This is a genomic window from Streptomyces sp. RB17 (assembly GCF_009604455.1).
Classification (GTDB): Bacteria; Actinomycetota; Actinomycetes; order Streptomycetales; family Streptomycetaceae; genus Streptomyces.
Window position 1 is genome coordinate 221,164 of record NZ_WEGL01000007.1, and the last position, 12,466, is coordinate 233,629.

Annotated in this window: 11 protein-coding genes; 3 read left to right on the plus strand and 8 right to left on the minus strand. The window is 72.3% G+C overall.

Going from position 1 to position 12,466, the window contains the following annotated elements:
- Positions 1-8: 8 nt before the first annotated feature.
- The 5 genes from SRB17_RS29490 to SRB17_RS29510 form a co-directional block, all read right to left on the minus strand.
- Positions 9-263 carry a hypothetical protein gene (locus SRB17_RS29490; protein WP_153543200.1) on the minus strand — a complete coding sequence of 85 codons (255 nt, stop codon included), beginning with the start codon at positions 261-263 and terminating at the stop codon, positions 9-11.
- 118 nt (positions 264-381) lie between these two features.
- Positions 382-2,568, minus strand: coding sequence for a PTS fructose transporter subunit IIABC (locus SRB17_RS29495; RefSeq protein WP_153543201.1), 2,187 nt, complete (start codon positions 2,566-2,568; stop codon positions 382-384).
- A gap of 691 nt (positions 2,569-3,259) precedes the next feature.
- Positions 3,260-4,207 (minus strand): 1-phosphofructokinase, encoded by a 948-nt coding sequence (gene pfkB, locus SRB17_RS29500; RefSeq protein ID WP_153543202.1) that lies wholly within the window; start codon positions 4,205-4,207, stop codon positions 3,260-3,262.
- Positions 4,204-4,965 (minus strand): DeoR/GlpR family DNA-binding transcription regulator, encoded by a 762-nt coding sequence (locus tag SRB17_RS29505; protein ID WP_153543203.1) that lies wholly within the window; start codon positions 4,963-4,965, stop codon positions 4,204-4,206. Before SRB17_RS29505 ends, pfkB begins: the two co-directional genes overlap by 4 nt.
- A 235-nt stretch (positions 4,966-5,200) precedes the next feature.
- Positions 5,201-6,709 (minus strand): MFS transporter, encoded by a 1,509-nt coding sequence (locus SRB17_RS29510; protein WP_153543204.1) that lies wholly within the window; start codon positions 6,707-6,709, stop codon positions 5,201-5,203.
- A gap of 62 nt (positions 6,710-6,771) precedes the next feature.
- Here SRB17_RS29510 and SRB17_RS29515 point away from each other — a divergent pair, with 62 nt between their 5' ends.
- Complete coding sequence (locus SRB17_RS29515; RefSeq protein ID WP_194294175.1) at positions 6,772-7,761, plus strand: helix-turn-helix transcriptional regulator; 990 nt, start codon at positions 6,772-6,774, stop codon at positions 7,759-7,761.
- Here SRB17_RS29515 and SRB17_RS29520 read toward each other — a convergent pair.
- Positions 7,715-8,554: a TetR/AcrR family transcriptional regulator gene (locus SRB17_RS29520; RefSeq protein WP_153543206.1), complete on the minus strand. Its 840-nt coding sequence runs from the start codon at positions 8,552-8,554 to the stop codon at positions 7,715-7,717. The two genes, SRB17_RS29515 and SRB17_RS29520, sit on opposite strands and share 47 nt — an antisense overlap.
- A gap of 651 nt (positions 8,555-9,205) precedes the next feature.
- The gene (locus tag SRB17_RS29525) at positions 9,206-10,204 is read right to left on the minus strand and encodes a sigma-70 family RNA polymerase sigma factor (protein ID WP_153543207.1); all 999 of its coding nucleotides are present in this window, start codon (positions 10,202-10,204) and stop codon (positions 9,206-9,208) included.
- A gap of 211 nt (positions 10,205-10,415) precedes the next feature.
- On the opposite strand from SRB17_RS29525, the gene SRB17_RS29530 reads away from it, so the two are divergent.
- On the plus strand, positions 10,416-10,934 hold the full coding sequence (locus tag SRB17_RS29530) for a GNAT family N-acetyltransferase (protein ID WP_153543208.1): 519 nt from the start codon (positions 10,416-10,418) through the stop codon (positions 10,932-10,934).
- 73 nt (positions 10,935-11,007) lie between these two features.
- Here SRB17_RS29530 and SRB17_RS29535 read toward each other — a convergent pair whose 3' ends face one another.
- Positions 11,008-11,820 carry a dioxygenase gene (locus tag SRB17_RS29535; RefSeq protein WP_153543209.1) on the minus strand — a complete coding sequence of 271 codons (813 nt, stop codon included), beginning with the start codon at positions 11,818-11,820 and terminating at the stop codon, positions 11,008-11,010.
- Between the two features lie 124 nt (positions 11,821-11,944).
- Here SRB17_RS29535 and SRB17_RS29540 point away from each other — a divergent pair, with 124 nt between their 5' ends.
- The gene (locus tag SRB17_RS29540) at positions 11,945-12,454 is read left to right on the plus strand and encodes a MarR family winged helix-turn-helix transcriptional regulator (protein WP_153543210.1); all 510 of its coding nucleotides are present in this window, start codon (positions 11,945-11,947) and stop codon (positions 12,452-12,454) included.
- Positions 12,455-12,466 lie beyond the last annotated feature (12 nt).

Sequence of the window (12,466 nt, forward strand, 5' to 3'; positions counted from 1 at the left end):
TTCCGCGGTCAGTGATCGCCGAGTCGCCGTATCAGCCCGGCGAAGGCGTCCTTTTCCGCGGGGGTCAGTTCCACCTTCTCCAGCGCCGGGCCGGCCTTGGGCTGGGGCGGCAGGAACGTGAGACGACGGGCAGCCGGGACCTCTCGCAGGGCCGCCGCGCGGAAGCGGCGCAACAGGCGTACGACGACGATCGCCCAGGCCACGCCGGCCAGGGTGAGGACGGCCGCGCCGGCCAGCTGGAGGGTCGAGAGATGCTCGGGCATGCACGCCAGTACACACCACGGTCCGGGACTTCGGCCCCGGACCGTGACGTATCTCGCATGTGCCGTGAACAACTCACAGCGAACTAAAGGGACAAGGCGTGGCGGGGGCGTGCGCCGGTCAGGCCGCCACGGGCTGCTTGGTCTCCTTCGCCGGGGCGGCCGCGTTCGCGGCGGGGTCGCTGGCCGTGGTCTCCGGGGCCTGCTTGCGCATGCCCTTGAGGAGGACGACCAGGGCCGTGGTGGCGCAGACGCCGACCGCGATGGCGACGAGGTACAGGAAGGGGTTGCCGATCAGCGGGACCACGAAGATGCCGCCGTGCGGGGCGCGCAGGGTGGCGCCGAAGACCATCGACAGGGCTCCGGTGAGCGCGCCGCCGACCATCGACGAGGGGATCACGCGCAGCGGGTCGGCCGCCGCGAACGGGATCGCGCCCTCGGAGATGAAGGAGGCGCCCAGCACCCAGGCGGCCTTGCCGTTCTCGCGCTCGGTCTGCGTGAACAGCCTGCCGCGCACGGTGGTGGCCAGCGCCATCGCCAGCGGCGGGACCATGCCGGCCGCCATCACCGCGGCCATGATCTTCATCGCGGAGTCACTGGGGTTGGAGACCGCGATACCGGCGGTGGCGAAGGTGTAGGCGACCTTGTTGACCGGACCGCCCAGGTCGAAGCACATCATCAGGCCGAGCAGGGCGCCGAGCAGGATCGCGTTGGTGCCGGTGAGGCTGTTCAGCCAGTCGGTGAGGCCCTTCTGGGCGCTGGCGATGGGCTTGCCGATGACGACGAGCATCAGGAATCCGACGATCGCCGAGGAGATCAGCGGGATCACCACGACCGGCATGATGCCGCGCACGGGCGCCGGGATCCTCACCTTCTGGATGGCCATCACGACGCCGCCGGCGATGAGACCGGCCGCGAGACCGCCGAGGAAGCCCGCATTGATGTCGAGGGCGATCGCGCCGCCGACGAAGCCGGGGACGAGGCCGGGGCGGTCGGCCATGCCGTACGCGATGTAGCCGGCCAGGACCGGGACGAGGAACTTGAAGGCCACGCCGCCGATCTGGAAGAGCAGCGCGCCCCAGCTGTCGGTCTGCGTCCACACGAAGTGGTCCATGACCGACGGTGCCTTGTTGACCTGCCAGCCGCCGATCGCGAAGCCCACGGCGATGAGCAGGCCGCCAGCGGCGACGAACGGCACCATGTAGCTCACACCGCTCATCAGCCACCTGCGGAGCTTGGTGCCGTAGCCCTCGGTGGAGTCGCCCGCGCGCTCTACCGGGGTACCGCCCGGTGCGGGCGCCGACGCGCTCGTCTCGCCGCGCGCCGCCTTCGCGAGCACCTCCGTGATGAGTTCGGCGGGGCGGTTGATGCCCGCCTTCACTCCGACGTCGACGGTCGGCTTGCCGGCGAAGCGGTCCTTGTCGCGTACGGCGACGTCGTGCGCGAAGATCACGGCGTCCGCCGCCGCGATCACCGCCGGATCCAGCCGGGTGAAGCCGGCCGAGCCCTGTGTCTCGACGACGAGTTCGACGCCCGCCTCACGGCCCGCGTTCTCCAGGGACTCGGCGGCCATGTAGGTGTGCGCGATGCCGGTCGGGCAGGAGGTGACGGCGACGATACGGAAGGGGCGCCCGGCCGAGTCAGCGGCGGAGCCGGCGCCCGCGGAGGTCTCCGGCGCCGGGGCGGCCGCGCCCGGCGCCTGCGCCGTGGTGTCCGCCGCGGCGCCGGCGGAGGCCGCCACCGACGCCGCAGCGGAGTCTTCGGATGCGCCGGCGCCCGCAGCGCCCACGGCGCCCACAGCAGCGCCGGCTGCAGCGCGCGCGCCCTCCTCGGAAGGCGCCGCCGGCGCCTGCGCCGTGCTCGGCGTCTCGTCCCCGCGGATCAGCGCCGCCGCCGTCGCCGCGCCGGTCACCGCGCGCAGCGCCGAGGTGAACTCGGTGTTCATCAGCTGACGGGCCAGTGAGGAGAGGATCGTGAGGTGGGCGTCGTCGGCGCCGGCCGGGGCCGCGATCAGGAAGATCAGGTCGGCCGGGCCGTCCGCGGCGCCGAAGTCGATGCCGGCGGCGCTGCGGCCGAAGGCGAGGGTCGGCTCGGTGACGTGAGCGCTGCGGCAGTGCGGGATGCCGATCCCGCCGTCGAGGCCGGTGGGCATCTGGGCCTCGCGGGCGGCCACGTCGGCGAGGAAGCCCTCCAGGTCGGTCACCCGGCCCTGGGCCACCATGCGCTCGGCGAGGGCGCGCGCCGCCGCTTCCTTGGTGTCGGCGGACAGGTCGAGGTCGACCAGGTCCGCGGTGATCATGTCGCTCATCGCGGGCTCCTATGCACGCGTATCGCCCGGGGAGAGGGGTGGGCGGAAAGGGGGACGGGGGTGCGGTGGGGGGATGAGGCCGTTCGGGAGACGGGGCCGGGGAGACCCCGCCTCCCCAGGGCGGCACGTCGGCGGCTGGGCCGGCCGTCCGGCCCGGGGGCAGCCCGGGCCAAAGGGGAACCCTGCCGCTCCGAGACAGGCCGGGCGGACGCGTCCTGGGGTGCGGACGCGGGGTGCGCGGAGGCGGTGTACGCGGACGCGAGGTGTGCGCACACGGTGTACGCGGACGCGAGGTGGGCGCCCGGCAGACGGGTGTCAGCGCGGGTGCCGCGGAGCGCGAGGTGCCCGGACGCGAGGTGCGCAGACGCGGTGTACGCGGACGCGGTGTACGCGGACGCGGTGTACGCGGACGCGGTGTACGCGGACGCGGTGTACGCGGACGCGGTGTACGCGGACGCGGTGTGTGCGCCCGGCCGACGGGTGTCGGGGCAGGTGCCGCGGAGCGCGAGGTGCGCGCCCGGCAGACGGGTGTCAGCGCGGGTGCCGCGGAGCGCGAGGTGCGCGCCCGGCAGACGGGTGTCAGCGCGGGTGCCGCGGAGCGCGAGGTGCGCAGACGCGGCGGTGTACGCGGACGCGGTGTGTGCGCCCGGCCGACGGGTGTCAGCGCGGGTGCCGCGGAGCGCGAGGGTGTTCATGACACCGGCTCCGTCAGTTCGCGGTCGAGGGGGATCTCGGCCGTGACGGTGACCGCCGACGGGTCCACGTCGGCGGGGGTCGGCATGACGCTGCCGGGGAGCTGGACGGCGGCGGCGCCGTGGGCGACGGCGGAGGCGAGGGCCTCGGGGCCGCTGCCGCCGGCGATCAGGAAGCCGGCGAGCGAGGAGTCGCCGGCACCGACGTTGCTGCGCACGGTGTCCACGCGGGCGGTGGCGAACCAGGCGCCCGCGTCCTCCACGAGGAGCTGCCCGTCCGCACCCAGGCTGGCGAGCACGGCGCCCGCGCCCATGCCGCGCACCTCCTCGGCCGCCTTGAGCGCGTCGCCCACGGTCGCCAGGGGGCGCCCCACGGCTTCCGCGAGCTCCTCGGCGTTGGGCTTCACCACGTCGGGCCGCGCGCGCAGCGCTTCCAGCAGCGCACGCCCCGAAGTGTCCAGTGCGATGCGCGCGCCCCCGGCGTGCGCCCGTGTGACCACGTCGGCGTACCACGAGGGCGCGAGCCCCCGGGGCAGGCTGCCGCAGCATGCGATCCAGTCGGCGTCGCGGGACTGCCGGCGCACGGTGTCCAGGAGGAGTTCCTGTTCGGCCTCCGACAGCTCGGGCCCCGGCGCGTTGATCTTCGTGAGCACCGCGTCGGACTCCGCGAGCGCGATGTTCGAGCGGGTGGCTCCGGCGATCGGAACCGGCGCGACCTCGATGCCCTGCGCGTCGAGCAGCTCGGCGATGAGCGCCCCCGGCGCACCACCGAGGGGCAGGACGGCGACCGTGCGCCGGCCGGCGGCCGCGACGGCGCGCGAGACGTTCACGCCCTTGCCGCCGGGGTCCATGCGCTCCGTCTCGGCGCGGATGACCTCGCCGCGCTTGAGGGCCTGGACCTCGTAGGTGCGGTCGAGGGAGGGGTTGGGGGTGACGGTGAGGATCATGCGCGCACTACTTCCGTGCCGCCGCGCTCGATGGCGGCGGCGTCTTCCGGGCTCAGCCCGCTGTCGGTGATCAGCAGGTCCACGTCGCCCAGGTCGCCGAAGCGGGCGAAGTGCTCCTGGCCGTGCTTGGAGGAGTCGGCCAGCAGCACCACGCGCCGGGCGGCGGCGACCGCGGCCCGCTTGACCGCGGCCTCGGCGAGGTCGGGCGTGGTCAGGCCGTGCTCGGCGGAGAAGCCGTTCGCCGCCACGAACAGCACGTCGGCGCGGATCTCGCCGTACGCGCGGAGCGCCCAGGCGTCCACGGCGGCGCGCGTACGGTGCCGTACGCGCCCCCCGACCAGATGGAGCTGGATGCCCGGGTGGTCGGCGAGGCGGGCGGCGATCGGCAGGCTGTGCGTGACGACGGTGAGGGAGGACTCCAGCGGAATCGCGGCGGCGACCCGGGCGACCGTCGTACCGGCGTCGAGGATCATCGTGCCCTCGGTCGGCAGTTCGGCGACGGCGGCCTTGGCGATGCGGTCCTTCTCGTCGGCGGCGGTGGACTCGCGCTCGGCGAGGTCCGGTTCGAAGTCCAGGCGGCCGACCGGGATGGCACCGCCGTGCACCCGGCGGACGAGGCCGGCGCGGTCGAGGGCCTTCAGATCGCGGCGGATCGTTTCCGCGGTGACCTGGAACTCCTCGGCGAGCGACAGCACGTCCACCCGGCCGCCGTCACGAGCGAGCCGGAGGATCTCCTGCTGCCGTTCCGGTGCGTACATGTCCGCTCGCCTCCGACTCGATGTCCGTTCACTTCTGACTCATGCCCGAACGTGTGGTTTCAGTCGTGAGGCTACGCCTGGATTTCCGGAAAGTAAACAGGTTCGGGCCTCAATCGGACATGACCGGGCGTCCGGCCAGACAGAGGAGCACGGCAGAGGGGCACAGAGGAGCAAGCACAGAGGGGCATGCGATGGGCCCGGCACCCGCAGGTGCCGGGCCCTCGTCGGGCACGACTCAGTGCACCAGCTCCGGCTCGCGCGCCGGCGCCTCCGCCCCGGCTCCCTCCGCATGCTGTGCGGGCCGCTTGGGCAGGGCGGACATCAGCAGGAAGATCGCGCCCATGATCCCGGCGACCCACCACAGCGCGTGCTGGAAGGCGTGCACGAAGGCCGGGCCGACCTGGGCCGCGGCCAGCCGGTCGCCGATCTCGCCGAAGAACACCACCGACACGAGCCCCAGGCCGAGCGCGTTGCCCATCTGCTGCACCGTGTTGATCAGCCCGGACGCGGATCCGGCGTGCTCGCGCGGCACCTCCGAGAGCACCGCGTCGGTCAGCGGGGCGACGATCAGCCCCATCCCGGCGCCCATCACGAGAAGCGGCAGGGCCATCTGCCAGGAGGCGATGGCGAGGCCGAACCGGTGCGCCTCCCACAGGTAGAGCAGGACGCCCGCGGCCATGACCAGCGCGCCCGCCTGGAGCACCTTCCGCCCGAACCTCGGGACCAGCTTCTGCACCGACATCCCGGCCGCCGTGGACACCGCGAGGGAGAACGGCACGCCGGTCAGCCCGGCCCGCAGCGGGCTCCAGCCCAGGCCGATCTGCATGTACAGCGTCCAGACCAGGAAGAAGATGCCGAGCGCGACCCCGAAGACGGTCTGTACGGCGATGCCCGCGGCGAAGCTCTTCACCCGGAAGAGGGACAGTTCGACGAGCGGGGAACCGTCCCTGGCCGCCTTCCGTTTTTCGTACGACACCAGCACCGCGAAGACGACGAGCGCGCCGGCCATGCAGAGGTACCCCCACAGCGGCCAGCCCAGCTCGCGGCCGCGGGTGAGCGGGTAGAGCAGCATCAGCAGGCCCAGCGAGACCAGGGCGACACCGACGAGGTCCAGCTTCAGCGCCTTGGGGGCCTTCGATTCGGCGATGAAGCGGCGTCCGAGCAGCAGGGCGAGGACGCCGACGGGGAGGTTGATGAGGAAGATGGGGCGCCATTCGAGCCCGAAGAGGTTCCACTCCGTCAGGAGCGCGCCGAGCAGCGGTCCGGAGACCGCGCCGAGGCCGACGATCGCGCCGAACAGGCCGAACACCTTGCCGCGTTCGTGGGCGGGGAAGGTGGCGTGCACGATCGACAGCACCTGCGGCACCATCATCGCCGCCATACCGCCCTGCAGGATGCGGGAGGCGACCAGCATCTCCGGGTTCGCGGCGAAGCCGCACAGGGCGGAGGCGAGGGTGAAGCCGCCGATACCGATCAGGAACAGCCGCTTGCGGCCGTGGATGTCGCCGAGACGTCCGCCGGTGATCAGGCCTGCGGCGAAGGCCAGGGCGTAGCCGGCCGTTATCCACTGGATCTGGCTGACGGTGGCGCCGGAGTCCCGCTCGATGGAGGGGATGGCGATGTTGACGATCGTCACGTCCACCAGGTCCATGAAGGCTGCGGTCATGACGATCGCCAGCGCGAACCAGCGGCGGCGGTCACCGGATGCCCGGTGCGCACTGAGGGTCTGTTCCGTGGAGGTCATGCCCTCAAGCTAGGACCCCATTAGGTCAGATCATGTCCTAGTGGTGGGGCATGCTCGAAAGCATGACGACGGACACACCGGCACGGCTGCTGCAGCTCCTGTCGCTCCTCCAGACGCCGCGCGAGTGGCCCGGCGGTGAGCTGGCCGAGCGGCTCGGGGTCTCCCGGCGTACCGTGCGGCGGGACATCGACCGGTTGCGGGAGCTGGGCTATCCGGTGCAGGCCGCCAGGGGCGCGGACGGCGGATACCGGCTGGTCGCCGGCAAGGCTCTGCCGCCGCTGGTGCTGGACGACGAGGAGGCGGTGGCGATCGCGGTGGGGCTGCGGGCCGGGGCCGGACACGCGGTGGAGGGCGTGGACGAGGCGTCCGTGCGGGCGCTGGCCAAGCTGGAGCAGGTGCTGCCGGCCCGGCTGCGCCACCGGGTGTCCACGCTCCAGGCCGCGACGACACCGCTGACCAGCGGGGACGGGCCGACCATCGCGCCGGAGACGCTGACCGTGATGGCCTCGACGGTGGCGGGGCACGAGCGGCTGCGGTTCGCCTACCGCGACCGGGACGGCAGCGAGTCACGACGGCTGACCGAGCCGCACCGGCTGGTGTCGACCGGGCGGCGGTGGTATCTCGTCGCCTACGACCTCGACCGCGGCGACTGGCGGACCTTCCGGGTGGACCGGGTGAGCCAGCCGTTCGCGACCGGAGTCCGCTTCGCGCCACGGGAGTTGCCGACCGGCAGCGCGGCGGAGTACCTGCGGCAGTCCATCCAGCGGCGGCAGGAGATATACGAGTTCGCGGTGCGGTTCGCCGCGCCGGCGGAGCGGGTCTCCGCGCGCTTGCCGGCGCGGCTCGGGATGCCGGAGGACGACGGTGAGGGCGGGTGTGTGCTGCGGGGCACCTGCGGGGATCCGCTGGAGTGGCTGGCGGTGCGACTGGCGATGGCGGGGTGCGAGTTCACGGTGCGGGAGCCGAGTGAACTGCTGGAGCAAGTACGGGAGTTGGGCGGGCGACTCAGTCGGGCCGGCGCGGATGTTCCCGAGGAGGGAGCCCTTCGGTGACGGCCCGGCCCGCCCCGTCGCCCCACCCGAAGCCGCGCAGGGATGCGAGGTTGCGCAGGGCCAGGACCGCGGGACCTTCCGGGCCGGTGGGCGGGGCGGAGGTGGTGGCCCAGGACTCCACCGCCACGCGGACGGCGGCGCCGGCGACGGCCGCGGCGAAGCGGAGGTCGGGGGTGGCCGGTGCGGGGGGCGTGGGCCCCGGGACACCGTTGCCGCGCCGCTCTCCGGCTGCGTCGGCCCGACCGTTTCCGGGACGTCCGACTCCTTCGCGCCCGGCGCCGGTTGCGGTGATCCGGTTCGCGAGGATCTCGGCCAGGGTCCGCTCCGACGCCTGGCACACCTCTGCCCAGACCTTGCGCAGGGCGGGACTGTCGTCGGCCAGGCGGATCAGGGTGCGGACCCATTCCCAGGACGCTGCCGAGACACCGGCCCCGGGGGTGAGGGTGTGCCGTACGGCGTGCTCCAGGGCCTCGGGGACGTCGAGGTGGGCGGGGGCCGAGCGGACCGCTTCCGCCCAGCGCTGGGCACCTGCCGCGTAGAGCGGGGCGACCGCTTCCTCCTTGGTGGCGAAGTAGCGGTAGAAGGTGCGCGGTGCGATGCCCGCGGCCTGTGCGATGTCCTCGGCGCGGGTCGCCCGCAGACCCTGCCGGACGAACAGGGCGGCCGCCGCCCGGGCGATCTCCGTCCGGGTCTCGGCCTTCCGCCGCTCGGTCAGCGAGAGCGGCGCGGAGGCGGAAAGCGGCTGGTGGGCGTTGCTGGAGGTCGTGCCGGTGGTGCCGGGGGTGGTGCTCATCTCGGCAGGCTATGCCCATGTGGCAGAATCTGCCATCCGACGGTCCACCCCGGGGTTCAGGTACGGGGTGGACCGTCGTTCCATGATGTGCCGCATGGCCGGATAGGAACGCCCGGACAGCCCGGACAGCAACGTCCGGAAAGGAACGTCCAGCTCGCCCCGGCCAGTTGCCAGGCGCGCCCCTCAACCAACGCACACGGTCGCGAAGTTGCACCTACAGGCAGACCACAGAGCGGCGGACCCCACGCCGGCACGCATAAAAGCCGGGCTTCGGCACCCGGGGGGGATGGGTGCCGAAGCCCGGCTGGGAAGGTCCCGGCGCCGGGGGGGGTGTGCGTCGGGACCTGGCCTGTGGGGGCTCGAGTCGTGCGGGTGGGCGCTGGGGTCGGCCGGTCGGTGCGATGCGGTGCGGGGGGAGTGCGGCCCCGGGTCCTGGCTCCAATGGGGCCCGCATGGGTTGTTCCCGCGGGCCCGGGAGTTGAAGCGATGGGACCGCGCCATGTTTGCGCCGTCTTCCGCCACCGGCGTACGCCCCCTGGGCACCGTACGCCCACAGGCACCACACGCCGCCCACCGCGGCGCCCCGGCACCGCGCCTCCGCCTCACCCCACGGGCACCCCTCTCACAGCGGCACCGGCACGCCGTACTCCGTTACGCCGCCGCGTCGAAGCCGGTCTGGCGGGCCAGCTTCTTCAGTTCGAGCAGAGCGTGCTTCTCGATCTGGCGGATGCGTTCGCGGGTCAGGCCGTGCTCCTTGCCGACCTCGGTCAGGGTGCGCTCGCGGCCGTCCTCGATGCCGTAGCGCATCTTGATGATGGAGGCCGTGCGCTCGTCGAGGCGGCCGATCAGGTCGTCCAGTTCCTCGCTGCGCAGGAGGGTGAGGACGGACTGCTCGGGGCTGACCGCGGAGGTGTCCTCCAGCAGGTCGCCGAACTGGGTCTCGCCCTGGTCGTCCACCGCCATGTTGAGCGAGACCGGGTCGCGGGCCCAGTCGAGGACATCGATGACGCGCTCCGGCGTCGCACCCAGCTCCACGGCGATCTCCGCGGGCTCCGGGTCGCGGCCGTGCTCACGGTTGAACTCGCGCTGCACGCGCCGGATGCGGCCCAGCTCCTCCACCAGATGGACGGGGAGCCGGATGGTGCGGGACTGGTCGGCGATGGAGCGGGTGATGGCCTGACGGATCCACCAGGTGGCGTACGTCGAGAACTTGAAGCCCTTGCGGTAGTCGAACTTCTCCACCGCGCGCACCAGACCGGCGTTGCCCTCCTGGATCAGGTCGAGCAGGGGCAGGCCGCTGCGCGGGTAGCGCCGGGCCACCGCCACGACCAGGCGGAGGTTGGACCGGATGAAGACGTCCTTGGCCCGCTCGCCGGCGGCGACCAGCGCCTGGAGTTCCTCGCGGGAGGCGTCCGACGTGGACTCCTCCTCACCGTCGAGGACCTGCTGCGCGAAGACACCCGCCTCGATGGTCTGGGACAGCTCGACCTCCTTTGCGGCGTCGAGCAGCGGCGTACGCGCGATCTCGTCGAGGTACATGCCGACCAGGTCGCGGTCCGCGATCTCGCCGCCATGAGCGCGAACACTGCTTGCCCGGTCGACCGTCTCGCCGGTGGCGGACTGACGACGGGCGACGGCACGGGTTGCCATGCGTGCTCCCTTGCGATGGTGGGCTGGCGGGTGGTCCTGCTGAACGCTTGGCATCGGGGGAGGTCTCTGGGACTCCTTCCGAGTCCTCTGTGACTCTCTCCGGGTGCCCTGCATCCGTGGGAAACAACGACTGGAAACCGGACAGAATTCCCAACCCGCCCCTCAATTTTTCTGATCATGCAGTACCCTGTCCGCCACACGGGGAGGCGATATGCCGACGCAACGTACAGAGGTGCAGGTCAGGCCGGGAGTCGAGGGAGATCTCGACGCTCTCACGGCGATCTACAACCACTATGTACGCGAGACGGCCATCACGTTCGACACCGCGATCTTCACTCCGGAAGAGCGCCGCCCTTGGCTGCTCTCCCACCCGGAAGACGGCCCGCACCGGCTGATGGTTGCCACGAACCCGGACTCTCAGGAGATTCTGGGGTACGCCACATCCAGCCCTTACCGGCCGAAACCCGCGTACGTCACATCGGTGGAGACCTCGGTGTACGTCGCCCCGGACACCGGCCGGCGCGGCATCGGCACGCTCCTGTACGAGGCCCTGTTCAAGGCTCTGGCCGACGAGGACGTGCACCGGGCCTACGCCGGGATCGCCCAGCCCAACGAGGCCTCCGAGCGGCTCCACGCCCGCTTCGGCTTCCGGTACGTCGGCACGTACCGCGAGGTCGGCCGCAAGTTCGGCCGCTACTGGGACGTGGCCTGGTACGAGAAGGACCTGTAGGGGACCTGTGGCGAAAAGGACCCGTAGCGGACCTGCAGCGAGAAGGACCTGCAGCCCGCCGAGGGCCGTTGCCTCATCCGAACTGCACCGACCGCTTGGCCATTCCCATCCAGAAGCCGTCGATCACCGACTTCTGCGCGGCCGGCTCGCCGCCCGCCTCCGCCGCGCCCATGGTGACGAAGAGCGGGGCGAAGTGTTCGGTGCGCGGGTGGGCGTAACGGCCGGCCGGGGCCTTGTTCAGGAAGTCCAGCAGGGCGTCCCAGTCGCGGGTCTCCAGGGCGCTGCGGCCCCAGTCGTCGAACTCTGAGGACCAGCTGGGGACGCCGCCGCCCGCGTACCGCAGGGCGGCGAGGTTGTGGGTGAAGAAGCCGGAGCCGACGATCAGCACACCCTCGTCACGCAGCGGCGCGAGCTTGCGGCCGATGTCCATCAGGCGCACCGGGTCGAGCGTGGGCATGGATATCTGCAGGACGGGGATGTCGGCGGCCGGGAACATCTCCACCAGGGGGACGTACGCCCCGTGGTCGAGACCGCGGTCGGGGATGTCCTGGACCGGGGTGCCGGGGGCGCGCAGCAGCTTGCGGACGGATGCGGCCAGCTCGGGGGCGCCGGGGGCGGCGTACCGCACCCGGTAGTAGTGCTCGGGGAAGCCCCAGAAGTCGTAGACGAGCGGGACGGTCTCCACCGCGCCCAGCGCGAGCGGGGCCTCCTCCCAGTGGGCGGAGACCATGAGGATCGCCTTCGGCCGGGGCAGGCCGGCGGACCAGGCGGCGAGCTGGCCGGGCCAGACGGGGTCGTCGGCGAGCGGCGGGGCGCCGTGACTGAGGTACAGGGCGGGCATGCGCTCCTGCCCGGCGGCGGGGGTCTCCTGGGCGGTGGCGGACATGGCGGCGGCTCCAGCAGTCGATCCAGATGCTTTGACTCAAGATGCTTTAACTTTCAAGCTTTATGTCCCTACCGTACGCCCGACTTGTTCAAGTTTCAAGGAGCTGCCTCGTACAGTGGAGCGCATGAACACGGCATCCGACTCCGCCGCGCAGCCCCGCTGGCTCAGCGACGAGGAACAGCGCGTCTGGCGCGCCTATCTGCACGCCACCACCCTGCTGGAGGACCACCTCGACCGGCAGCTGCAGCGCGACGCGGGCATGCCGCACATCTACTACGGCCTGCTCGTCGGCCTCGCCGAGGCTCCGCGCCGCCGGTTGCGGATGACCGAGCTGGCGATGCAGGCGAAGATCACCCGCTCCCGGCTGTCGCACGCGATCGCGCGGCTGGAGAAGAACGGCTGGGTGCGCCGCGAGGACTGCCCCTCCGACAAGCGCGGCCAGTTCGCGGTGCTCACCGACGCGGGCGCCGAGGTGCTGGCGCGCACCGCGCCCGGCCATGTGGCGGCCGTACGGCAGGCGCTGTTCGAGCGGCTCAGCCCCGAACAGCAGAAGGCCCTCGGCGCGATCATGGAGATCGTCGCCGAGGGCCTCCAGCCCGATGAAGTGGGTGCGGACCTGCCCTGGCTCCGCTAGCTCACCGTACGG